The following is a 22,740-nucleotide window of genomic DNA, read 5'->3' as shown; positions in this document are numbered from 1 at the left end:
CTTTATGCTAGATTCCCACATATGCGGGAATGTATCGAGTAGTTTTTTGGTTCACGCAAGTGCTACGAACTGCTCACAATGACAACTAATAAACTTCAAATCAAGGTAATACGTTGTTCTTCTGCTTCTAGATATTTCTCTAGCTCTTCCTTAGTATATTTCTTTTCTTTAAGCTTTATTTCGTTATTAAATATATATTGTACAGCTTTATCTTCTAAGGCAGGACCTTTAAGCCCTTCAATGGCGCTAGGATTATTTTTATAAAAATCAAATATCATATTTTCTTGCCCAGGAAAATTACGTGCTCGTTGCATAATAACTTTTCTTAAATCATCAGGCTCTAATTGCAAATTTTTAGATTTTGCGTATTCAGCAAGTAATAAGCCTATTCGCACACGGCGTAGGGCTACTTTATTATAATATTCTGTTATTTCTTTAGGGGATTTATCTTTTAATAATGATTCATCTTGGTTATTTTTATCGGTTTCGGACTTTAGAATATTTTTTTCTTGCTCTAATAAAGATGCCGGTACGTCAAAATCTAACAATTTTTCTAACTGATCAAATAAGTTCATTTTCATTATAGTATTAATAGCTTCTTCCGATTCGTTTTCTATTTGTTTAGCAAAATGTGTACGCAATTCTTCAAGGCTATTACTTTGGAATTTTTTAGCAAACTCATCATCAATAACGGTAGGTTCTGCAGTATGTACTGCTTTAATTTGTACTGCAAAACGAGCCTCTTTACCTGCTAAATCTTTAGAATGGTAATTTTCAGGAAAAGTAACATTAACATCTACTTCACTACCTGTTTTAGAACCTATTAATTGCTTCTCAAAACTTGGAATAAGTGCATTACTACCTATTACTACCTTTAAATCATTTAATTGACCGCCTTCAAAAGCTTCGTCCTTGATGTACCCGATTGCATCAATAGTCACCTGATCTCCATCTTTTATTTTTGCTTTACTTTCTTTAGTATAGCTTTTTGTTAATGCGGCAAGTTTTTCTAGTTGTTCTTCAACATCTTTAGCATTTACTTCTAATTTTGGACGATCCAGTGAGATTTTCTTTAAATCTGGAATAGTAACTTTAGGTAATAGCTCTATTTTTACGGTAAATGCTAAAGCTTTATCGGGTTCGTTTTGCAATGCTTCAATTTTTGGTCTACCGATTATACTTAGATTATGTTTTTTAATAACGTGATTTACCGAATGGTTAATTCTTCTTTCTATTACATCATTCCTGACGGAAGTACCGTATTTTTGCTTAACAATTGAAACCGGTACTTTACCAGCTCTAAAACCTGCTATCTTAACTTTTTTGGTTAAATCAAGTAATTCTTTTTGAATATCGTCATCTATCTCACTTAAAGGAGTAGAGATTCTTGCATGAAAATCCAATCCTTCATTTTTTAATACGGTAATTCCCATTTTAATAATCCATTAATTCTGTGCATAGTCTGCTAATCAAAATAAACTAATGAGCCGAAATATGCAATAGCTTTTGTAAAATCCCATGAGGATTAGGAATTGCTAACTGTGAGTTGTGCAAAACTCACATTTGCTGGCATATAGTCGTCTATTTTTGCAATTACTAACTATTTAGCGTTAGCACTTAACAGCAATTGAGTAATTTCTGTAGCAGTAAGTAACTTGCTTCTTATAATTTTCAAGGGCTTTAATAATTTTCTTATGATTTTTAGGGGCTTTAATAAATTTGGATGTATCAAATATCGGATTGATATTATTAATATAACAATATCTAGTTCAGCTCCCCTTTTTTATTATCTTAATGTTCGGTTCTTTTGGTATTGTTATACGTAATAACGTATTTCCTTTTGATAAAAAAGTACAGCTATTTCTTTTTTGTCACTCATCTTGTTAACGCTCATCAATAGCTTATCGTTACTTGTGCTTATTGAGAATATTGTTCAGCTATCCATACGGCTATTTGGGAAGCAGTAAATTCTTTTTCGGTATTAATCTTACGAAACTTAATAGTTGCGGATTTAAGATCAAATATCTCATAGCATCTATTATCATGATTGACTATGTTATCAATATTGTTAACATAATAATATATAAACCAGCGTCCTTTTTTGGTTATTTTAATTTTTTGTTCTATTTTCGGTATAGTGGTACACAATAGCCTATTTAATTCATTTCTATAAATCATGATAATAATTTGTCTCTTGCTTACTTTGCTTTTAGCATTAAGTAATCGTTCATCATTGCTTGCTTCCTCTTTTTTCTTTGGTTCTTCAGGATCATTATCAACTCGCCAAGTTGCTATTTTCATAGCAGTAAACTCTTTACTTGGATGGGCTTTGAGGAGTTTAATAATTGCAGTTTTGCGGTCAAAAAAAGACATATTAGTTAATTATATTATTTTTTAGACATTGCTAAATTAAAGATAGATATTATCACAAGCTAAACAACCAAAAGTATTGCTGCATGGATATTATATCATTCCCGCCTACGTGTGAATGTGTGGTTGTGTGGAGGCAAAATCGTCATTGCGAGGAGCAAAGCGACGTGGCAATCCAGAAAATAATTAAAAAAATTCGGTAAATCAGAATTTTTTTTCTTACTTGCTTTGTCAATTACTTCGTAATTTCCCTCACAATGACTTTATGCAATAAGATTCAAACGTACTTCTTCGTTTAGTTCTTTTGTAGAAGATAATTCTATATCAAGTTCGGCAAATATATGCACTAAGGCTATAGACAAATCATTGATCATTTTATTGGTATGGGCAGGGGTTGGTATGATTCGGAGGCGTTCCGTACCTCTCGGTACGGTTGGAAAATTGATATGTTGAACGTAAATACTGTACTCATTAAGGAGCATATTTGAGGCTCTCGCCGCTTTAATCGGATCACCAATAATTATTGGCACTATATGACTTTCATTTTTCAAATAAGGTATATTAAAATTTTCAAAAGAGTTTTTAAGTTTTATCACTACTTCTTGATGTGTTATTCGTTCTTCATTTGATTCTTTAAGATGTCTAATACTATGCGTTGCAGCGGTAGAAATTACCGGCGGTAATGAAGTAGTGAAAATAAATCCTGGAGCGGTTAATCTTATAGCATTGACTAAATTATGGGTGCTAGTGATATAACCGCCGATAGTGCCGTATGCTTTGGCAAGCGTTCCTTGAATAATATCGATTTGATCGCTACAATTAAGAAGCTCAGCCATACCGCCGCCTTGTTTACCGTACAAACCGACCGTATGGACTTCGTCGATAAAGGTTAAAGCATTATATTTTTTGGCTAAGTTGATTATATCTTTGATAGGTGAGAAGAAACCGTCCATAGAGTAAGCCGATTCAAAAACAATAATTTTCGGCCTATTAATATCGATTGATTGCAAAAGCTCTTCTAGATGTTTAACATCTAAATGTCTATATATATATTTCTCGGCTCTTGAACTTGTAATTCCTGCAATGATTGATGCATGATTTAGCTCATCGGAGAAAAATACTATATCCGGCATGATTTTAGCAAGACTTGCAAGCGTTGTATCATTTGCAACAAAACCAGATGTAAAAACTAAAGCTGCTTGCTTTTTGTGTAAATCTGCAAGTTCTTTTTCAAGCTCAAGAATGGCAATATTATTGCCGCCGATATTGCGAGTTCCGCCTGATCCAACACCGTATTTTAGCAATGTCTCTATAGAAGCTTGCATTACTTTTGCATGTTTACTCATACCTAAATAGTCATTAATGCACCACATAACTATTTGTTTATTAGCATGTTCTGCAAAAGGAAAATTATCGGCTTGTCTTTTTAAGGCTTTAAATTCTCGATACCTTCCTTCGCCCTTAATTTTGTCTATATGTTTGCTAAATATAGTATCGTAATAAGACATTAGAACTATTATTTGTTTGAAGTTTTTTATGTGAATTGTAAAATATACTGTGTCATCCCGTGGCTTGACCATGGGATCCATAAAAACAATAAAAAATACTAGTATTTCTACTGGATCAAGCGATCAAGCCGCGGGATGACAACGGAGTGCAACTATTCTACATTAAAATTAAAAAAGTTTAAAGTTATAATATAGCTTTTTGTACAATATCGTTTAATCTCTTTGAAAATGCACCTGTATCGGCAACCGGTTCACCCTCTAAAATACAGGCTTGATCAAATATTAGATTAACCAATTCTTCATTATTTTTATTATTTGCTTTTAAGTCGTTAAAGATTTTTTCTATGATTTTATTTTTAGGATTGAGCTCTAAATTTTTAGCGGATGCAGCAGTTATTTGTTTCTGCTCAATCAAAAATCTCTCCATACGAATATCCATAGCAGAGTCGCTAACGGCAAGACAAGCAGGGCTTGAAGTAAGTTTTTTAGAGATCTTAACTTCTTTTACTAATTTCCCAAGTGTTTCTTTAAAATAATCTGTTAGCAATTTATATTCATCATCGGATTTTTTACTATGTGTATTTTTATCTTCAGATTGTGAAGTAGTTTGCTCTACATCGATATCGCTTCTTGTCGCTGACTTAATAGCATGTCCTTTATACTCGCTATTAACATTTACCCAAAAATCATCCACTGTATCGGTAAAAAGTAATACATCGATATTTTTACTTAATAATCCTTCAATTTGTGGACTTGAAAGTAATTTATCTGGGTTATCACCGCTTAAATAATATATAGTATTCTGTTCCTCTTTAAATCCTGCTATATATTCGTCAAGGCTAATCATTTTATTATGTAAGGCACTTCTGAATATGCATACCTCTAATAATTTTTCATGGTCGGTAGTAGCTTCACATAAACCCTCTTTTAAAGCCCCACCGAAATTAGCCCAAAACTTATTATATTCTTCAGATGATTCCTCTTTCTTTTTTCTAAGCTCACCAAGCACTCTTTTTGTAATAGCATTTTTGATTTTCTCAAGTACACTATTATGCTGTAATGACTCACGGCTAATATTTAACGGTAAGTCTTCTGAATCAACCACGCCTCGTAAAAATCTTAAATATGACGGAATTAAATCAATATTCTCATCAGAAATAAACACTCTTTTTATATATAATTTGACTCGCCTTTTACGATCAGGATGAAATAAGTCAAATGTTTTACTTGAAGGAATGAAAAGCAGGTTAGTAAATTCTATAGCTCCTTCGTTTTTATTATGCATAGTTATCCAAGGGTCATCAACGGCATAAGATAGGCTTTTGTAGAATTCTTTATATTGTTCTTCCGTAATTTCTGATTTCGGTCTTGTCCATAATGCAGAAGCTGAATTAAGCTGGATTTCATTATTACCGGCTTCATCAAAGAAATATATTGGTACTGCTACGTGATCGGAATAGCTTTTAACGATGTGTTTTAACCTGAAATGATCAAGGAATATATCTTCTTCTTTTTTGATATGTAAAATAATTTCCGTGCCTCTTGTGAATTCTTTATCTGAATCTGAAACAATATACTCGCCAAGCCCGTCTGATTCCCAAACATGGACTGTATCTTCGCCTGCTTTTCTTGAGGTTACAGTCACTTTATCGGCCACCATAAAGCTTGAATAAAATCCAACACCAAATTGACCGATTAGCATATTATCCTTTTTAGAATCACCGGAGAGGCTTTTAAGAAAATTTGCCGTACCAGATCTTGCAATAGTACCTAAATTATCAATTAAATCCTCTTTATTCATGCCGATACCGTTATCACGGATAATAATCTGCCAGTTATCTTTATCGACTTTAACCGTAATTTTAAAATTACTATCACTAGCTACTAATTCGCTATGACTTTGAGATAAATAACGTAATTTATCGCAAGCATCCGAAGCATTGGAAATTAACTCCCTCATAAAAATCTCTTTATTGCTATACAGAGAGTGAATCATTAAATTTAAAATCTTGCCGACCTCGGCATCAAACTTTTTCTTTTCTTGTGTCATAATTATTCCAGTTAATGAATTATTTTTTAGTCATATGACTTTCTATGTCATTCCCGCGTGCGCTGGAATCCAAAAAGAACATTAAAAATATCTTATTATGGAATTTTATAATTAATAAAATGACCGCCTACGCGTGAATGACATCGGCAGCCTAGCAACAACTGCACCCTATCTAATATAGGAATTAATAATAAAATTTAAATAGTCTTCATTAATATTTTTTATCAATATCGTTTTTACGCTATGAGTATGACCTTTAATAATTTCGATATTACTACGTGATAATTTCCATGCTTTTGCTAAATAATTTATGATTTCTTCATTAGCTTTACCTTTTTCCGGTGTTGCTTTTATAGATAATTTTAGATATGGAATATTATTGATAATTACAAAATTACTAATTAGATTTTGTTTAGAATTAGGCTTTACTTTAAGATTAAGTAATACCTGATGTAAAGAAGAGTTATAATTATAGAATTTATCCATGAATATTTTTTATCATATTTGCTTATTATTTTTAATCAAAAAAGAATACTTGAAAAAGTTTGCTTAAACTGATATAAAGTTCACCGTAAATGTTAGCACCCTTAGCTCAGCTGGATAGAGCAACAGATTTCTAATCTGTGTGTCAGAGGTTCGAATCCTTTAGGGTGCGCCATTCTTCATTTTTGGGTATTGCTACAAGAATATCAAACTGCAGATGCAGCATGAAATCGAACTTTTTACCGTTTAATGAAAGGTTCGATAAAACTAATTTTTATTAATTGTCTTTCACCAAATCTCTAAACTGAGCAGCTTTTCTCTTTCTTCTAAATAGTAAATTTACTATCCCATAAAAAGAAATATTAATCATTTTACTAAACAACAAGCCGCTTTAATCTAATTCATTTTTAACTGCGGAGCTAGTTCGTTCTAAGCATCAACATTGCAACAAAAGTTCAACCGAGGCGAATACTTGAACGCCGCTAATTAAATACCAAGATGGTGTATGCTAAAGGCGGTGTTAAGCTGTAAGGCTTAGTGAAACACCGTAACTTAGAGCAGTCATTGTACTTAAGTGAAGCAGGCACAGCCTCAATTGCTAATGAGATTGTTGTTACTTAAATCTAGAAACTAATTATTTAAAATAATTAACTAATATATATTATGTAATTATTACCATTTATTAAAATTTTCTATTATTTCCTCTAATCCTCTATATTCATATATCTCTTAAATCAATTCCAATTTATTTATTCATACTTCTAGTTAAATTTCTATTTTTTTAAACTCTTTGTTATAATTCTGTCTATAAGCGCATTTTTAACAAAAAAATTAAGATTTATAGAATTTAATAAGGGTATAGTTATGTTTAAATGGCAATTACAACTTTCATATCAAAAACTAATAGAGATAATAAAGGCAGGAAATAAAACAGAAGCACAGCATTTAATTGCCAAAATGGATATTGTTGAATAAGTAAAGCTACTAGTAAAGGAGACAAAGCATTAACCTTAGCTATATGGAACTGTTTAATAAGGTAAGTGAGTTACTAATACCTAGAATGACCAATCAAGCTATTCAGCATATTAATAATAAATGTGCAACAGTATTAAGTTTAGTTATAAAAATAATTTTATATGACTTATTTATTTTAAGAGTACACGAACCAAATAATCAACTCAATAAAACAAATATATATAAGAACGAAGACTAGCTACACGCAAAAATAATTATCACTTTCATAAATAAGGAACTCATTAAAACTATAAATAACTTTTCTATAATTCTACTTCTATTAATATTTGTTATTAAACAATAAGAGATGAATTAACAGAGCTAATAGCTGATAAAAAAAGCATTAATACAACTACTACTATTAATTTTTCAGGTAGCGAAATAAGTAGTATGGGAATAAAAATTATTACTGAAGCCCTAAAAGCGAGTAAAAACTTAGAGAAGTTTGACGTTAGTTTCAGTAATTTAGGTGATCATATATTCTAGCTGAAATTTTATAAATTACTACTCTTACTCATATTTACTTTGGTGGAAATGATATAGGGATTATAGGAATTAAAGCAATTATACCAGCTTCAAAGTTCAACAATAATATTGTACATCTAGATTTACACAATCACAATATAGATAATGAGGGAGTAAAGTTAATAACTGAATTCTTAACAAATAATAGAACTTTAAAGCATCTTGATATTTTAGGTAATAAAATAACACCTGAATGAGCAAAAGTGATTATTGAAGTTTTAAGAGAAAATACTACTATTACGTATATAGATTTAGAGCAAGATAATATAGATAATAAAAGCAAAGTGATAATTGAGAAATATCTAGAAATAAAAATTTAATGAATTTTCAAAAGTTGGCTGATGTAATAAACGATAAAGTAGACACTAATTGCAATAAATGCTAAAGATAAAGCTCTAATAAAAGATACTATAGAAGAGATAATACACAAGCTAAAGAACTTAATAATACAACCGATATAGACAAAATAACTGCTAGTATACAAGATCTGATAGTTGATAAATTTACAAAATTTAAAATTATGACTATAGAAAACCAGCTTAACGAAATAATTGATAACCAAAATATAAATGATGATATTTGCTTGTTAGGTGGTGATAATGCTTTTGTACCTGCTGCCAGTTAATAATAAAAGGCACAAAATATTTATCAATTAAGCAGACATAACTGGAGAAGGTGCAAAAGATTTTGTTTGATAATTTCCACTTTTTTTCTCCAGTTTTTCAAAATGAAATATACTAAATACAAATCCAATACTTATTGGTAATACTCACCAGTTTCCAAAGGTTTTTATTAAATGAGGAAAACCAAAAGAGCTAATAACATAAATACAAGCAACTGATAAAGCATATGTAAATGTTACGAAAGTAAAGCGTTTAAAGATTGGAAAATGTCTCAAACAATTTTGTACAGCCGGTATAATATTAAGGGCAAAAGCCATGATAAGTGATTGAATAATGAATATTTAATTTGGATTAGAAGCTTTATTTAATAAATATAGACATAGTAATATTGAAAAATACCTAATAATGCTTTTAGAATTTTTAAAAGATATATCTTATAACTTAATGCTGCATACTATTATTATGCTTATAAGTTCTATCATAGATAATTTGAAATTTTGTTTTATAATTTGTTCAGGAGTACAGTTAAATTTGGTTATAAGAATATCACCGCAATAAATATATGCAAAATAAAAACAGTTTTAAGTAATTTAAGCTTTGCATTTTAGCAAATTCAGGAGTTTCTCGTAATGCGGTTCTTACTAATGTTCTTACAACGGCAATAATTGCACCGATACCAAATGCATAACGCCAATTAAAGCAATAAGAAGTAACAATAGTAGCAACCCCTAAAGCTGCGAAAGTTCCTACAGTAGCGAAAACCGTAGCTAAGGCTACAATAGGATATTGTATTGGAGGTTTAGTAAACTCAGTTAAATAAATTTCTGTTCCTATTACCTCTCCAATTGCATACATACCTTGAACAATTCTACATAATATTATTATAATAGAAGCTGTTATACCAATTGCATTGTAAGTAGGAAGTAATGCCATGACTATGCATGAAGTATCCATCATCAGAATTGTTATTACTACTGTAGTTTTGCGTCCATATGTATCGCCTAAATATCCGAAAACGAGATCTCTCAAGATAAAAGTAGAACATAAAACTGCTATAGAGTAAAGCGAAATAGCATAAGCATCGGCTTTTGGAAAAACGCTCATTAAGAAGGACCGACATATGGACATAAAGCATAAGATCAAAATATTCCAATAAGGTTCCTACAGATCACAACCCTACAGCTTGTTTCTGTTCTTTTATCAAACTGCTTTATTCTTTTTTTATAGCCTAGCATAATTCTTGTATAAAAAATTAAATTGTAAAAAGAATGATACTGTTGTGTATAAAAATGAATAACGGATTTTGTCTTATATGTTTAAATAGATTAATAATATTTCCTAATGCTTAATTACAAATCAGAGGAATATCTAATATATTAGCCCAAACTTTATCCCAACCTTTTGCATGAGAAATATTAGGCAAAGTTTGTTTTTTTACACATGATGAGTTACTTGTTTGTACGTAAAGCTCTGCTATGAAAGGTGGGACTCTTTTGTCATCCATGCCGGATAGATGTAATTGAGGAACATTATTAACCTGTTTTGCATAATTTATCGGGTTTAACGATTTAACTAAGTAACCGCGATAATTATGATATTTATCAAACTTTTTAGTATCTAAATTACCTGCAATCGTTATAATATCTTTAACATTATTATTTTGAGCGGCAATTAATATTGTAAGCCCGCCGCCACCGGAGAAGCCGACTAAGCTAAATTTTTGTCCGTTATTGATAATATTTATTACATTGTTAATTGAATCTACGACTTCCTGTCCCATTCTTTTATCTAACCAATAATCGCTAATGCATTTTGGATTCATCTCTAAAGGAGTATATTGACAAGGTCGTGCTATATAAACAACATTCGGTCTTTTGTCGATTGTAGCAAGCTTCAAGAGCATCGGATTAACAGGAGTAGGGTTTTCAGAGTTAACGTAGCCATCCGAAAGATGCCCATCTCCCTCAATATAGAATACAAAAGGTAGGTCACTAGCGGTAATACGCTGATAAGTAGTAAGAGTAAAATCACCTCCGCTTACTAGCCTCATCTGAAAGTTATTTTGAGTTGCTATATCTTGCGAATGCTTTACCCTACTAGCTACATCATGAATGGTAGAACACCCTGAGAGAAATATTGATGCAAGGAATATTATATAAAGAAGTTTTTTCATAATATTTAGAGGTAATATTTGGTAGAAGTTACTGATATGTCTTTAACAATATTCCTGCGTGGATACCAAATCGTCATTGCGAGCGACCGTATGGAGCGTGGCAATCTAGAAAAAATAATACAAAAATTCTGATTTACAGAATTTTTTACTGGATTGCTTCGTCGAATTACCACGTAATTTTTCTTGCAATGACGGTAGCAAATAATTAAAACGGTATTTCATCGTCTAAGTCGCTATGATCAAAGGAATGATTTTTAGTTTCAGTATGCTTATATTCGCTATGCCCTGAATCTTGATTATGATTATTAGAGTTTTTACTATCTAATAATATTAATTGTGAATTAAAGTTTTGTAACACAACTTCCGTGGTATATTTTTCTTGACCTGAATTATCATTCCACTTACGGGTTTGTAATGAACCTTCAATATATAATTTACTACCTTTTGCTACATAGCGTTCTACAACAGATACTAATCCTTCACTAAATATCACTACTCTATGCCATTCAGTTCGTTCTTTTCGTTCGCTGGTAATACGATCTTTCCAAGTTTCGGTTGTTGCTAAGGAAAGATTAATGATTTTTTTCCCTTCGCCCGTAGTTCTAATTTCCGGATCACGCCCTACATTACCTATTAATATTACTTTATTTAAACTACCTGCCATAGATTGCTACCTATTTTAAAATATTATCATTGCAATAATAAAATAAAAGAGCCTATAATACTACAGGTTTTTTAAAAAATATCTCAAAAATTTTGTAGTGAAGTGATTATGAACCAAGAATATATTAAGGTACGCGGGGCTAAAGAGCATAATCTAAAAAATATAAATGTTGATATTCCAAGGAATAAATTTGTTGTTATCACCGGTCTTAGTGGTTCAGGCAAGTCTTCTTTAGCTTTTGATACTATTTATGCAGAAGGTCAAAGGCGATATGTTGAAAGTTTATCTTCGTATGCAAGGCAATTCTTACATTTACAAAATAAACCTAATGTAGAATCTATTTCCGGATTATCACCGGCAATTGCAATTGACCAGAAAACTACTTCTAAAAATCCGCGTTCTACGGTTGGAACTATAACGGAAATTTACGATTATCTTAGGTTATTATATGCAAGGGTAGGTATTCCTTACTCTCCTGCAACCGGTCTTCCGATACATAGCCAAACTGTTTCTGAGATGGTAGATATAATTAACGAACTACCTAAAGGTACGAAAGTATATTTACTCGCTCCTATTGTTAGAGGACATAAAGGGGAATTTAAGCGTGAAATTATAAATCTGAAAAAGCAAGGCTTTCAGAAATTAATAGTTAACGGGGAAGTTTGCGAAATTGATGATTTGCCGAAACTTGATAAAAATAAGAAACATAATATAGAAGTAATCGTTGATAGAATAGTTCTAGACGAAAGTTTAGGTAATAGGCTTGCAGATAGCTTAGAGAGTTCATTAAATCTTGCTGAAGGTATTACTTATTTGGAAATTGTGGAATTGCCGTCTGCAGTTAAGAACGAGTTTGAAAAAAATCAGCGTATTACTTTTTCTGAGAAATATTCTTGTCCGGTATCGGGTTTTCAGCTTACGGAAATAGAGCCTCGAATCTTTTCTTTTAATAGCCCTTTTGGAGCGTGTCCTAAATGTGAAGGGATAGGTAAAGAGTTTTTCTTTGATAGAGAATTAATTGTTCCGGATCAAAGAATTTCTATTAAAGACGGTGCAATAGTGCCTTGGGGTAGTACATCTTCTAAATTTATCCTAGAGACATTAAAGGCTCTTGCCGATCATTATAAATTTTCTATTGACGTACCTTTTGTAAGTTTATCACAAAATGTTAAGGATATTTTATTTGAAGGTTCAGGAGAAGAGGCAATAAAGTTTGAATTTCATGACGGTTCTAAAACGCAAATAATAAAACAACCTTTTGCCGGTATAATACCAAGTTTGCAAGAAAAGGACCGTACTATAGAATCGGTTTTAATTAAAGAAGAACTAGCTAAATTTAAGTCAGCACATAAATGTACCGCCTGCTCAGGATTTAGATTAAAAGACGAAGCATTATGCGTTAAAATAGCGAATCTTCATATAGGCGAAGTAGTAGGTATGAGTATTGCAGCCTTGCAAGAATGGTTTAGTAACTTAGAAGAAAAATTAAATAAAAAGCAATTATTTATTGCTGAGCGTATTCTCAAAGAAATTACTGAGAGATTAAAATTTCTTATGGATGTCGGGCTTGAGTATCTAACGTTATCAAGAGAAGCAGCTACTTTATCGGGAGGGGAAAGTCAGCGTATTCGTCTTGCATCTCAAATAGGTTCAAGGCTTAGCGGTGTTTTATATGTACTTGATGAGCCGTCTATCGGTCTGCATCAACGAGATAATACAAGATTAATTCAGACGCTCAAAAGGCTTAGAGATTTAGGTAATACCGTTTTGGTAGTCGAGCATGACGAAGAAACAATGTATGAAGCAGATCATATTATTGATATAGGCCCGGGAGCCGGTATTCACGGCGGTCGTGTTATCGCGGAAGGAAATGCTGAAGAAATAAAGAATTTTGAAGAAAGTATTACAGGTAGATATCTAAGCGGTCGTAAAACAATTAAAGTACCGTCTGAAACAAGAGTAGGGCATGATAATAGGACAATTGAATTACTAGGGGCAGTTTCCAACAATTTAGATAATGTTGATATCAAAATTCCGCTTGGTACGTTTACTGCTATAACAGGAGTATCAGGAAGCGGTAAATCAAGCTTAATGATTCATACTCTATATCAGGCAGCTTTAAAGCATTTAGAGCCGACTAGCAAAGTCTTTCCAGGCAAATATAGAGAATTAAAAGGACTTGAATATATTGATAAAATTATCGATATTAATCAATCTCCGATAGGTAGAACTCCTCGTTCAAACCCTGCGACTTATACAGGAGCATTTACTCATATTAGGGATTGGTTTGTGGCATTACCTGAATCAAAAGCTAGAGGGTATAAAGTAGGCAGATTTTCGTTTAACGTTAAAGGCGGGAGATGTGAAGCATGCCAAGGTGACGGGCTGATTAAAATAGAAATGCATTTCCTACCTGACGTATATGTAAAATGTGATATTTGTAATGGTCATAGATATAATAGAGAAACTCTTGAAATAAAATATAAAGGTAAATCTATTGCTGATATTTTGATGATGACAGTAGAAGATGCGATGCAATTTTTTGAGAAAATCCCGTTAATCTATGAAAAATTAATTACCTTAAATGAAGTGGGACTAGGCTATATTAAAATCGGTCAATCTGCTACTACTCTTTCAGGTGGTGAAGCACAACGCGTTAAGCTTGCTAAAGAATTATCAAGACGTTCAACCGGTAAAACACTTTATATACTTGATGAACCGACTACGGGACTGCATATCGACGATATTAATAAATTGCTGAAAGTTTTACATAAGCTTGTTGATATGGGTAATACCGTTTTAGTTATTGAGCATAATCTAGATGTGATAAAAACAGCAGACTATATTATTGATGTTGGTCCTGAAGGTGGCGACAAAGGCGGTAAGATAGTGGTATGCGGTACTCCTGCAGATATTGCTGCTTGCACGGAAAGCCATACAGGCAGATATTTAAAGCAATATTTGGAATAAGTCTAATGCTTATGGTCGTGTTGGTGAGTATAGAAGCCTAGAGAAGAAAGTGCGTTTGAGAATTCAGAGTTAGGAGTTATTTCGTTTGGTATTCCGCTGCAACATATGTGACCATTTAAGCATATCACTTGATCGGAGTTTTTTATTACGGTAAATAAATCATGAGAAATCATAAAAACCGTTATATTTAGCTTTTTACGAATCAGATTAATAAGCTGATAAAATTCCTGCTGGCTTATTACGTCTAAAGATTGCAGCGGTTCATCTAAAATAATTAAGTCAGGATTATTAACTATTGAACATGCAAGCACTACCTTTTGAAACTGTCCTCCTGAGAGTTGAGAAATATCTTGCTCTTTTATATGTTCCAAATCAATAAATGAGTTAATCTCTTTAATATTGCTATTAAAATTACTAGGTGCTAACAAATCTAAAAATTTTTCTACTGTAATAGGTAGATCAGGGGTTAATCCGAATTTCTGTGGTACATATCCGATTTTTAATTTGGAATCAATTATAACCTCACCGCTTGTCGGTTTTTCAAGGCCAAGCATTAATCGTACTATGGTGGTTTTACCTGCACCGTTAGGTCCAATTAAAGTAGTAATATTATTTTTTTTGACGGTAAAGCTAACGTTATTTATCGGCAATTTATTACCGAATTTTTTAGATACATTACGAAATTCGATTATAGGTTTTTCCAAGATAATATTTTGTGTTTAAAGTTTTATGTTATTCGTACGTGGATTGATTGTTTCGTCATTGCGAGAAGACACTTCAAGTTTTGACGAAGAAATCCAGTGAAAAATTCTGATTTACAGAATTTTTTATTATTTTTCTGGATTACCACGTCGCTTCGCTCATCACAATGACGGTTTAATGCAGCATTCCGCAGGAATGACATTACGTAGAATAAATACCGATTATTGCAGTTTTAGCTAATAAATGCTTTTGCAGCGCTAATACTAAATTTTGCTTGCTAGCATTCTCGTCAAGTTCAATAGAATCATTTGGAGCATATAGTTTAAAAAAAAATAACGATTAGGTTTGCCTGCAGGTGGACAAGGATCGGCGTATTTTTTTTCTTTCCAGCTATTTTTAAATTTTAATACTACTAATCTATTTGTCTTTCTGAAAGCTCAGTAATATATTGTCCAATGATTCCATATACCGTGCGGTGGTGCTATGTCTACCGGTGCATCCGGGTCATCCATGATAAGCGCAAAAGATTTAGTATTTGAAGGAGCGTTATTCCATTCTAGATGCGGTGAAACATTTTGTCCTTTACAAGTAAATTTATCAGGAATGCGGTCATTATGTTTAAACGCCGTACTTGTTATTATGAAAGTCACAAATGCTCTCCCGTGTTGTATATGTCATTCCTGCGAAAGCAGGATAAAAAGTATAACACACTAAATTCTTAAATTAAAAGCTCAAGATAATTTCACGTTTTTCTGGATTCCCGCTTGCGTGGGAATGAAATATGGTACTTTTCGGTATGACACTTTAGTTCACAACTTGCCATTGTCCGTCAGGTTGGCGGCATGCATTACCGTATGCTTTTTGTTGTTTTCCGCCTATTACAACTGTTTGAGTGTACTCACGGCAATACTGACCATTGCTATTTCTATAAGTTTTATTAGGTGTTACGTAACCGTAATTGCCGTTATCCGTATTACGCCACTCTACGTTACTACCGCTAGGAGCTGATTCTAAAGCTCTTTGAGAGGTGAGCTCTGCAAGTCTTCTATCCTGCTCATCCATACCTGCACCTATTTGTCCACCAAGCACTGCTCCAAGTAATGCACCTACACCTACTCCGACAAGATTTCCTTTTCCCTTACCGAATTGAGAACCAAGTAATGCACCGCCGGCACCGCCAAGAAGTGTTCCTGTACCTTGTTTATTCATACCGCCCGGACCGTTACAGGCTTGTACCATAGAAGCTGCAAGAGCTATAATCATAATTTTAGATAATAGTTTCATATAATTCTCTCTAAATTAATATATCATTTAATAAGTATATGGTTTTTAGAATTTTGTAAAGTATAAAACTCATTGAATTTTATACTTTCTTTGTTAAACTAACAAAATTAAATTGCAAAGATTTGTCATGGATACTAATAGCCGTAATCGGTTAATAAAATCAGCATCTTATTTATCGGTTACTACAGCATTAATTATTTTAAGTATAAAATTATACGCTTGGGTTGTTACCGATTCGCAATCAATTCTTGCTTCTTTAATTGATTCAATGCTTGATGTAACTTCTTCCTTTATTAACTTAATAGCTTTGAGATTTGCCATGCAACCGCCCGATCATCATCATCGCTTTGGGCATGAAAAAATGCAGGATTTGACAATTTTTTCTCAATCGATATTTTTCTTTGCTTCTGCTTTTTTTGTATGCTTTGCTTCAGTTAAATTTTTATTTGAAAAAGCAAAACCGGAGAATATTAGCGACGGTACTACTGTAATGTATGTATGTATATTTTTGACGGTTATTTTAGTACTTTACCAAACCTATGTAATTAACAAAACAGGCTCTGAGATAGTAAAAGCCGATAAGCTCCATTATTTTACAGACTTTCTTACTAATGTTATAGTAATTATCTCTATAAATTTAAGTGATTACTTTTGGTTTGTTGATCCATTATTTGGAGTAATTATTTCGTTGTATATATTTCACTCGTCTTATTCTTTATTTAAAAAGGCATTGAAAAATTTAGTTGATCACGAATTACCTGAACAAGATAGACAAAAAATTATCTCGATAGTTAATAACCATTTAGTGGTAAAAGGTATGCACGAAATGAAAACTAGATATGCCGGTCAAAAAGCTTTTATTCAGTTCCATTTGGAAATGGATGGCAATATGTCACTGTATAATGCTCATAAAATTAGCGATGAGATTGTTTGTGAAATATTGCAGGAATTTCCGGAAGCTGAAATAATTATCCACCAAGATCCTTTTGGAGTCGAAGAACACGTAAATTATCGTGAATATATTGTTAGATAAAGAAATGAGTTTCAATAACTTTTTCATGGAGCAAGCTTTAAAACAAGCACGGCTCGCTTTTGATAAAAATGAAGTTCCGGTCGGAGCGGTGATGGTAGAGAGGTTAAATCAAAAAATCGTTATTAATAGTCATAATAATACCGAAGAAAAAAACAACGCTCTTTATCATGCTGAAATTATTGCTATTAATGAAGTGTGTAATCTTATATCTTCTAAAAATTTAAATGATTATGATATTTACGTTACTTTAGAACCTTGTGCCATGTGTGCAGCGGCTATAGCTCATAGCAGGTTAAAACGTTTGTTTTACGGTGCTTCTGATTCTAAGCACGGGGCAGTTGAAAGTAATTTACGATATTTTAACAGTAGTGCTTGTTTTCATAGACCGGAAATATATAGCGGAATTCTTGCTGAAGATTCTGGGCTATTAATGAAAGAGTTTTTTAGGAGGATACGATAATCATGGTAGAGCATTGCTTGCGTGGATTATCAAGTATGCTCGATGTCATACCGTGACTTGACCATGGTATCCATAAAAATAACTTAAAAATACTAATAAATCTTAGTATTTTTAGTTAGATCCCGCGATCAAGTTGCGGGATGACAAATGAAAAATCTATCCATACACGCAAGCCTTCTGCAAGAATGACATAAAGAAGTAAGAAAATATGCTAAAACTATTAACACCTTATTATTTTAATAAATTATCAAAGGTTATAATACATGTGTTAGCTATATCTACTCTTGTAATGATGATTATAGGTCTTTATTTAGCCCTCATAGTTTCGCCGATAGATTATCAACAAGGTGAGTTTATACGCATTATGTATGTTCACGTACCTGCTTCTTGGATGGCACTTGGTATTTATGTGTTCATGGCAGCATGCAGCTTTAGTTATCTAGTATGGAAAACTACTATCAGCTATTTGTTAGCTGTAGCATCTAGTTACGTTGGGGCTATTTTTACTTTGATTAGCTTAATAACAGGTGCTTTATGGGGAAAGCCTATATGGGGTACATGGTGGGCTTGGGATGCAAGGCTTACTTCTATGCTCATATTATTTTTGTTATATCTAAGCTATATTATCATAGTGAATAGTGCGGATAATATAAGAAAAGCACAAAATCCTGCTTCTATTATTGCTCTTATCGGACTGATCAATATACCGATAGTAAAATTTTCGGTAAATATTTGGTATAGCCTACATCAGCCTGCTAGTGTTTTAAGGCTAGGGAGTCCAACTATTCACTCTTCAATGCTAAAGCCTTTAATTATCATGTTTATCAGTTTTATATTATATTTTCTATTAGTATTACTTTTAAGAACTTCTATATTAATCGATAAAATCAAAAACAGATAACAAAATGACTTATGTTGTAACCGATGAATGTGTAAAATGTAAATATACCGATTGTGTTGAAGTATGTCCTGTAGATTGTTTCTACGAAGGTGAATTTATGCTCGTTATCAATCCTGATGAATGTATAGATTGCGGTGTATGTGTGCCTGATTGTCCTATAGATGCTATCAAACCTGAATCACCGGAGTTAATAGAATGGGTAGAACGTGCAAAAGATTTTATAGAAAATAAAGGATGGAAAAATATTACCAAGAACAAGCCTGCCTTGCCTGATGCTGATAAATTTAAAGATGAGAAAAATAAGTTTAATAAATATATAAATAATATGAATTAAATACATGTGTTTATTTTGTCACAAGACTTGATAAAAGCTTTATTATATGAATCTAATTACAGATTAAATATAGAACTAAAAAATATGATATGTTATATATTATGCCATTAATAGATAATGTTTAATTAGTTAATTTGAGGTGCTAACCATGAAAAAGTTACTTTTAATAGCTACTACAAGTGCAACAATTTTATCTTCTAGTATATCATTTGCCGATGACATGGGTAATGAGTGGTATTTAAGAGTGGATGCCGGTGCAGCAATGTTTAATAAAGAACAAGATAAGGCAACCAGTGTTAAATTAAAATCTAATACGACTGTTCCGGTTGATTTAGGTATAGGTTATTATATTTTTGAAAATTTTAGAGCCGATTTAACATTAGGTACTATAATAGGTGGAAAGTTGAAGGCATCCGGATCTGCAACTCATGCACCTTTTACCGGTACTAACGTTTCAGTGAGCCATAAACCTACTATTACACGTTTACTTATTAACGGTTATGTAGATTTAACTAATTTTGATCTGTTTGATGTTTTTGCCGGTGCCGGTGTTGGTCCTGCATTAGTTAAAGAGAAAATTACATATAATGGTATAACAGGTCTTTCATCTAACACTAAAAACAGAACTAATATCTCTTACAGGCTAACTTTAGGTACTTCTGCACAAATTGCCGACGGTGTTAAAGCAGAGCTAGCTTATAGCTGGATATATGACGGTAGAACAAAAAGTAAGAATGTAATTTACCAAGGAACAAGTGTACTAACCGGTGGCATGCGTTATCAAAGTCACAACTTAACGGCTGGTATAAGATTTGATATATAATTAACAAGAATATATTAATAGTTTTAGGTAATAGACCAATGTCATATCGTGGCTTGGCTACGGTCTCTAGTAGTACACAAAAAGACTAGACTCTCTGGTCAAGCAATGGAGTGATGTTAAGCTGCGGCTTAGAAATGTTACTTAAAATTATTTTTTATCGAGTTTAGATAAAAATTATTGTCTAATATCGTTTTTACTAACAACTAATAAAATTTAAATGGAAAATTTAACAATATGAAAAAATTACTTGTAATAGCAGCTGCAAGCACAGCACTTTTAACTTCTGGTCTTTCATTCGCTGATTGTGATATGAGTTCTTCTGTAGGTTCATCTACTAGTTCGTCGATGTCATCATCTATGGAAAATCAATGGTATTTAAAACTTAGTGCTGGCGGCGTGGTTTTTGATAAAACAAAACTTTCAAATAGCAGTGTTAAGTTAAAATCCAATACAGGTTTTACCGGTAATATTGGAGCAGGTTATTATATCATGGATAATTTGAGAACTGATTTTACAATTGGAATGGTAACAAATAACCACATGAAAAAGTCTGCAACTGCAGCATCAGTTGTTTCAGCAGGTGGACAGCTTATTGTTAATGGTGTTGTAATTCCAGGATGTGTGCTTACAAGTGGCCGCCCTGGTGGTACTACCACTGCTACTACAGTATCAGTAAAACATAAACCTACTATTGTAAGTGTATTACTTAACGGTTATGCAGACTTTATTGATGTAAGTATGTTTAAAGTGTTTGCAGGAGCAGGTGTCGGTGCTGCATTAGTAAAGGAAAAAGTAAATATTTCAACTAAGGTTGTTGCTAATAATAATGTTATTAGTAGTACTAATTTTTCAGGAACCACTAAAAACAAAACTAACTTTGCTTATCAATTATCTTTAGGCGCTTCATTTGAGGTAGCACAAGGTGTGAAGGCAGAACTTGTTTATAGCTGGACAGATTACGGTAAATCAAAAGCTAATGTTAAAAGTATTGCCGGAAATAATGTTAAATTTACTGGAACCCGTTATAAAGGTAATAACTTAATGGCAGGATTAAGATTTGATATGTAATTAGATCTCAAATCTTTTTACAAGTTATTAACACGAAAAAGGAGCCTTTAATATTAAAGGCTCCTTTTTTTATTGCTGTTCTTTTTGCTTGTATGGATACCAAATCGTCATTGTGAGGAGCAAAGCGACGTTGCAATCCAGCAAAAATAATAAAAAAATTCTGTAAATCAGAATTTTTTACTAGATTGCTTCGTCGAATTACTACGTAATTTTTCTCTCAATGAAGGAAAAGCAGGTCCACGCAACAATGCCTACGCGGGAATGACATAGAACAAAAACTGTCTGGTACTATACCACGTGGTTCAAAAATATAACTTAAAATGCTAGTAATTTTAGCATTTTAATCTGGATACCGCGCTTAAGTCGCAGGTATGACAACTAAAAAAATCGATCTCATTCAAACAACACCATGGCTTGCAAGAATAGTATAAAGCGTCATCCTATCTTAGATTTTTCTTTGTAAAACGTTACATTCATTTTGTGTATTGCTGCAAAGCCTAAATAAATTTTAATACGTTCTAAAATAATATCTTGATAATAAGGTAGTTCTGCTGCAATGGTATTATCTTCCGCTTGTATAAACAGTGTATTAATCTTTTGTTTTTTATAAGTATAGGTGGTGATTTTTAAAGGTAACGCTTTATTGCTGAAGTTAAACCCGACTATTTTATTCCAGTTAATCATGATTGCAGGAAGCAATGGATGTTGTTTGGCGAATATACGTCTAACTATTTTATCAATATCTTCTTTAATTAGCTTCATTTTAATAAACTTTGCACTGTTAAAGTTATGACGGCTACAGCAAGTATTATAGATATTACAGGAAAATGTAAAGATGTAACTGATATGATCATTAAAAATATATTACAAACTGCTATAATCGATACTACTTGTTTATGAGACTTACCTTTTTTTACTGCTTTTTGAAAAAAATGCTTTAGATGAGGCTGCCAAATTTTTTCTTTATTGAGTAGTCGAATTAATATGGTTAGTACGGCATCGGTAATGTAATATAAACTAGCAATAACACAAGCTATAAATAAATTAGTATTTGTAAGAGCAAGCAGGACCAAACAAAGACCAGTTAAGAATCCAAGGCTAATACTTCCTACGTCGCCTAAAAATATTTTTGCCGGATGCCAATTAAATATTAAAAAACCACAAGAACAACCAAGAATAATAACATTTACACTAGCTATAAAATATGGGTTATCAATAATCGAAAATTGTAAAAAACATAATATAAGCATAGTGCTAGATAGATGGATAGATTCGACACAACTCATACCGTCTATACCATCCATAAAATTATATATATTAATAAAACCGCTTAAAGCTATAACTAAAATAGAATATATTAGTATATGTACAGAGTTTAGCTGCGAAAAAAGAAAAATAGCAAAAGCTGCACAAATTAAGTGGACTATTAAACGAATTAGAATAGGTACAGCTTTTAAGTCATCTAAAAAGGAAATCGATGCAATGATCAATAATAACGGTAATATTTTTATTGAATTAGCAAGGTTATTGCTCATTATATATTCAAACCCGCTCAAAGCAATCATTACGACAATGACAATAGCGAGACCGCCGCCGCGCGGTGTTATCTTATCATGAGAGCGACGACTACTAGGTACATCAACTAAACCGATTGCAGTAAGATATTTAGTTAATATATATGTTAATATAGCGGTGGCTATAAAAGAAAAAATAAATAATGTGCTATAGCTATTTATATTCATAGTAACATATTAG

20 protein-coding genes, 1 tRNA gene and 3 pseudogenes are annotated in these 22,740 nt (G+C 32.3%); 10 read left to right on the top strand and 14 right to left on the bottom strand.

Annotated elements, in window-relative coordinates; genetic code table 11:
* Window positions 1-95 precede the first annotated feature (95 nt).
* The 5 genes from tig to A1C_RS05810 form a co-directional block, all read right to left on the bottom strand.
* Window positions 96-1,433, bottom strand: a complete 1,338-nt coding sequence (gene tig, locus A1C_RS05830) for a trigger factor (protein WP_012150158.1) — start codon at window positions 1,431-1,433, stop codon at window positions 96-98.
* 484 nt (window positions 1,434-1,917) lie between these two features.
* Window positions 1,918-2,373: a hypothetical protein gene (locus A1C_RS05825; RefSeq protein WP_012150157.1), complete on the bottom strand. Its 456-nt coding sequence runs from the start codon at window positions 2,371-2,373 to the stop codon at window positions 1,918-1,920.
* 260 nt (window positions 2,374-2,633) lie between these two features.
* Window positions 2,634-3,878, bottom strand: a complete 1,245-nt coding sequence (gene hemA, locus A1C_RS05820; RefSeq protein WP_012150156.1) for a 5-aminolevulinate synthase — start codon at window positions 3,876-3,878, stop codon at window positions 2,634-2,636.
* A 184-nt stretch (window positions 3,879-4,062) separates the two neighbouring features.
* The gene (htpG, locus tag A1C_RS05815) at window positions 4,063-5,928 is read right to left on the bottom strand and encodes a molecular chaperone HtpG (RefSeq protein ID WP_012150155.1); all 1,866 of its coding nucleotides are present in this window, start codon (window positions 5,926-5,928) and stop codon (window positions 4,063-4,065) included.
* Between the two features lie 168 nt (window positions 5,929-6,096).
* Window positions 6,097-6,414, bottom strand: a complete 318-nt coding sequence (locus A1C_RS05810) for an A1G_07140 family DUF167 domain protein (protein WP_012150154.1) — start codon at window positions 6,412-6,414, stop codon at window positions 6,097-6,099.
* 95 nt (window positions 6,415-6,509) lie between these two features.
* On the opposite strand from A1C_RS05810, the gene A1C_RS05805 reads away from it, so the two are divergent.
* Window positions 6,510-6,586, top strand: a tRNA-Arg gene (locus A1C_RS05805).
* Window positions 6,587-7,925: 1,339 nt separating this feature from the next.
* Window positions 7,926-8,147 carry a hypothetical protein gene (locus tag A1C_RS09645; protein WP_157211928.1) on the top strand — a complete coding sequence of 74 codons (222 nt, stop codon included), beginning with the start codon at window positions 7,926-7,928 and terminating at the stop codon, window positions 8,145-8,147.
* A 455-nt stretch (window positions 8,148-8,602) separates the two neighbouring features.
* Here A1C_RS09645 and A1C_RS08965 read toward each other — a convergent pair.
* The 4 genes and pseudogenes from A1C_RS08965 to A1C_RS05780 all read right to left on the bottom strand — a co-directional run bounded on the left by A1C_RS08965 (window position 8,603) and on the right by A1C_RS05780 (window position 11,410).
* Window positions 8,603-8,890: pseudogene (locus tag A1C_RS08965) on the bottom strand (hypothetical protein).
* Between the two features lie 229 nt (window positions 8,891-9,119).
* Window positions 9,120-9,677: an MFS transporter gene (locus tag A1C_RS08960; protein ID WP_012150148.1), complete on the bottom strand. Its 558-nt coding sequence runs from the start codon at window positions 9,675-9,677 to the stop codon at window positions 9,120-9,122.
* 241 nt (window positions 9,678-9,918) lie between these two features.
* Window positions 9,919-10,746, bottom strand: a complete 828-nt coding sequence (locus A1C_RS05785) for an alpha/beta hydrolase family protein (protein WP_012150147.1) — start codon at window positions 10,744-10,746, stop codon at window positions 9,919-9,921.
* 205 nt (window positions 10,747-10,951) lie between these two features.
* Window positions 10,952-11,410, bottom strand: a complete 459-nt coding sequence (locus tag A1C_RS05780) for a single-stranded DNA-binding protein (RefSeq protein ID WP_012150146.1) — start codon at window positions 11,408-11,410, stop codon at window positions 10,952-10,954.
* Window positions 11,411-11,518: 108 nt separating this feature from the next.
* On the opposite strand from A1C_RS05780, the gene uvrA reads away from it, so the two are divergent.
* Entirely contained in the window at window positions 11,519-14,380 is a 2,862-nt protein-coding gene (uvrA, locus tag A1C_RS05775; RefSeq protein WP_012150145.1) for an excinuclease ABC subunit UvrA, read from the top strand.
* A gap of 2 nt (window positions 14,381-14,382) precedes the next feature.
* Here the strand turns inward: uvrA and A1C_RS05770 are convergent, their stop codons facing one another.
* From A1C_RS05770 to A1C_RS05760, 3 genes and pseudogenes are all read right to left on the bottom strand, one after another.
* A complete protein-coding gene (locus A1C_RS05770; protein ID WP_012150144.1) occupies window positions 14,383-15,084 on the bottom strand; it encodes an ATP-binding cassette domain-containing protein in 702 nt (233 codons plus the stop codon).
* A 261-nt stretch (window positions 15,085-15,345) separates the two neighbouring features.
* Window positions 15,346-15,732: pseudogene (locus A1C_RS05765) on the bottom strand (YbhB/YbcL family Raf kinase inhibitor-like protein).
* 154 nt (window positions 15,733-15,886) lie between these two features.
* On the bottom strand, window positions 15,887-16,366 hold the full coding sequence (locus A1C_RS05760; protein ID WP_012150142.1) for an RT0821/Lpp0805 family surface protein: 480 nt from the start codon (window positions 16,364-16,366) through the stop codon (window positions 15,887-15,889).
* Between the two features lie 127 nt (window positions 16,367-16,493).
* On the opposite strand from A1C_RS05760, the gene A1C_RS05755 reads away from it, so the two are divergent.
* The 7 genes and pseudogenes from A1C_RS05755 to A1C_RS09640 form a co-directional block, all read left to right on the top strand.
* Entirely contained in the window at window positions 16,494-17,399 is a 906-nt protein-coding gene (locus A1C_RS05755; RefSeq protein ID WP_012150141.1) for a cation diffusion facilitator family transporter, read from the top strand.
* Complete coding sequence (locus A1C_RS05750; RefSeq protein ID WP_012150140.1) at window positions 17,380-17,859, top strand: nucleoside deaminase; 480 nt, start codon at window positions 17,380-17,382, stop codon at window positions 17,857-17,859. Before A1C_RS05755 ends, A1C_RS05750 begins: the two co-directional genes overlap by 20 nt.
* Before the next feature lie 208 nt (window positions 17,860-18,067).
* The gene (locus A1C_RS05745) at window positions 18,068-18,760 is read left to right on the top strand and encodes a heme ABC transporter permease (RefSeq protein WP_012150139.1); all 693 of its coding nucleotides are present in this window, start codon (window positions 18,068-18,070) and stop codon (window positions 18,758-18,760) included.
* Between the two features lie 4 nt (window positions 18,761-18,764).
* Window positions 18,765-19,094, top strand: coding sequence for a ferredoxin FdxA (gene fdxA / locus A1C_RS05740; protein ID WP_012150138.1), 330 nt, complete (start codon window positions 18,765-18,767; stop codon window positions 19,092-19,094).
* A 148-nt stretch (window positions 19,095-19,242) separates the two neighbouring features.
* Complete coding sequence (locus A1C_RS05735; RefSeq protein WP_012150137.1) at window positions 19,243-19,917, top strand: outer membrane protein; 675 nt, start codon at window positions 19,243-19,245, stop codon at window positions 19,915-19,917.
* 234 nt (window positions 19,918-20,151) lie between these two features.
* Window positions 20,152-20,985 (top strand): outer membrane protein, encoded by an 834-nt coding sequence (locus A1C_RS05730; RefSeq protein WP_012150136.1) that lies wholly within the window; start codon window positions 20,152-20,154, stop codon window positions 20,983-20,985.
* Window positions 20,986-21,125: 140 nt separating this feature from the next.
* A pseudogene (locus A1C_RS09640) lies at window positions 21,126-21,216 on the top strand (lytic transglycosylase domain-containing protein); the annotation flags it as partial.
* Window positions 21,217-21,420: 204 nt separating this feature from the next.
* On the opposite strand, the gene A1C_RS05725 reads toward A1C_RS09640, so the two are convergent.
* Together A1C_RS05725 and A1C_RS05720 are read right to left on the bottom strand one after the other, a co-directional pair.
* Complete coding sequence (locus tag A1C_RS05725; RefSeq protein WP_012150135.1) at window positions 21,421-21,747, bottom strand: DciA family protein; 327 nt, start codon at window positions 21,745-21,747, stop codon at window positions 21,421-21,423.
* Complete coding sequence (locus A1C_RS05720) at window positions 21,744-22,727, bottom strand: MraY family glycosyltransferase (protein WP_012150134.1); 984 nt, start codon at window positions 22,725-22,727, stop codon at window positions 21,744-21,746. The genes A1C_RS05725 and A1C_RS05720 overlap by 4 nt, the downstream gene beginning before the upstream one ends.
* Window positions 22,728-22,740 lie beyond the last annotated feature (13 nt).

It is taken from the genome of Rickettsia akari str. Hartford (assembly GCF_000018205.1).
Lineage (GTDB): Bacteria > Pseudomonadota > Alphaproteobacteria > Rickettsiales > Rickettsiaceae > Rickettsia > Rickettsia akari.
Note: the sequence above shows the minus strand (reverse complement) of the source record. Positions and strands in the feature narration are given on the sequence as shown.

Excerpts from the sequence above, each read along its gene's own strand:
- tig (WP_012150158.1), bottom strand. The coding sequence starts at position 1,433 with ATGGGAATTACCGTATTAAAAAATGAAGGATTGGATTTTCATGCAAGA.
- A1C_RS05825 (WP_012150157.1), bottom strand. The coding sequence starts at position 2,373 with ATGTCTTTTTTTGACCGCAAAACTGCAATTATTAAACTCCTCAAAGCC.
- hemA (WP_012150156.1), bottom strand. The coding sequence starts at position 3,878 with ATGTCTTATTACGATACTATATTTAGCAAACATATAGACAAAATTAAG.
- htpG (WP_012150155.1), bottom strand. The coding sequence starts at position 5,928 with ATGACACAAGAAAAGAAAAAGTTTGATGCCGAGGTCGGCAAGATTTTA.
- A1C_RS05810 (WP_012150154.1), bottom strand. The coding sequence starts at position 6,414 with ATGGATAAATTCTATAATTATAACTCTTCTTTACATCAGGTATTACTT.
- A1C_RS08960 (WP_012150148.1), bottom strand. The coding sequence starts at position 9,677 with ATGAGCGTTTTTCCAAAAGCCGATGCTTATGCTATTTCGCTTTACTCT.
- A1C_RS05785 (WP_012150147.1), bottom strand. The coding sequence starts at position 10,746 with ATGAAAAAACTTCTTTATATAATATTCCTTGCATCAATATTTCTCTCA.
- A1C_RS05780 (WP_012150146.1), bottom strand. The coding sequence starts at position 11,410 with ATGGCAGGTAGTTTAAATAAAGTAATATTAATAGGTAATGTAGGGCGT.
- uvrA (WP_012150145.1), top strand. The coding sequence starts at position 11,519 with ATGAACCAAGAATATATTAAGGTACGCGGGGCTAAAGAGCATAATCTA.
- A1C_RS05760 (WP_012150142.1), bottom strand. The coding sequence starts at position 16,366 with ATGAAACTATTATCTAAAATTATGATTATAGCTCTTGCAGCTTCTATG.
- A1C_RS05755 (WP_012150141.1), top strand. The coding sequence starts at position 16,494 with ATGGATACTAATAGCCGTAATCGGTTAATAAAATCAGCATCTTATTTA.
- A1C_RS05745 (WP_012150139.1), top strand. The coding sequence starts at position 18,068 with ATGCTAAAACTATTAACACCTTATTATTTTAATAAATTATCAAAGGTT.
- fdxA (WP_012150138.1), top strand. The coding sequence starts at position 18,765 with ATGACTTATGTTGTAACCGATGAATGTGTAAAATGTAAATATACCGAT.
- A1C_RS05735 (WP_012150137.1), top strand. The coding sequence starts at position 19,243 with ATGAAAAAGTTACTTTTAATAGCTACTACAAGTGCAACAATTTTATCT.
- A1C_RS05730 (WP_012150136.1), top strand. The coding sequence starts at position 20,152 with ATGAAAAAATTACTTGTAATAGCAGCTGCAAGCACAGCACTTTTAACT.
- A1C_RS05725 (WP_012150135.1), bottom strand. The coding sequence starts at position 21,747 with ATGAAGCTAATTAAAGAAGATATTGATAAAATAGTTAGACGTATATTC.
- A1C_RS05720 (WP_012150134.1), bottom strand. The coding sequence starts at position 22,727 with ATGAATATAAATAGCTATAGCACATTATTTATTTTTTCTTTTATAGCC.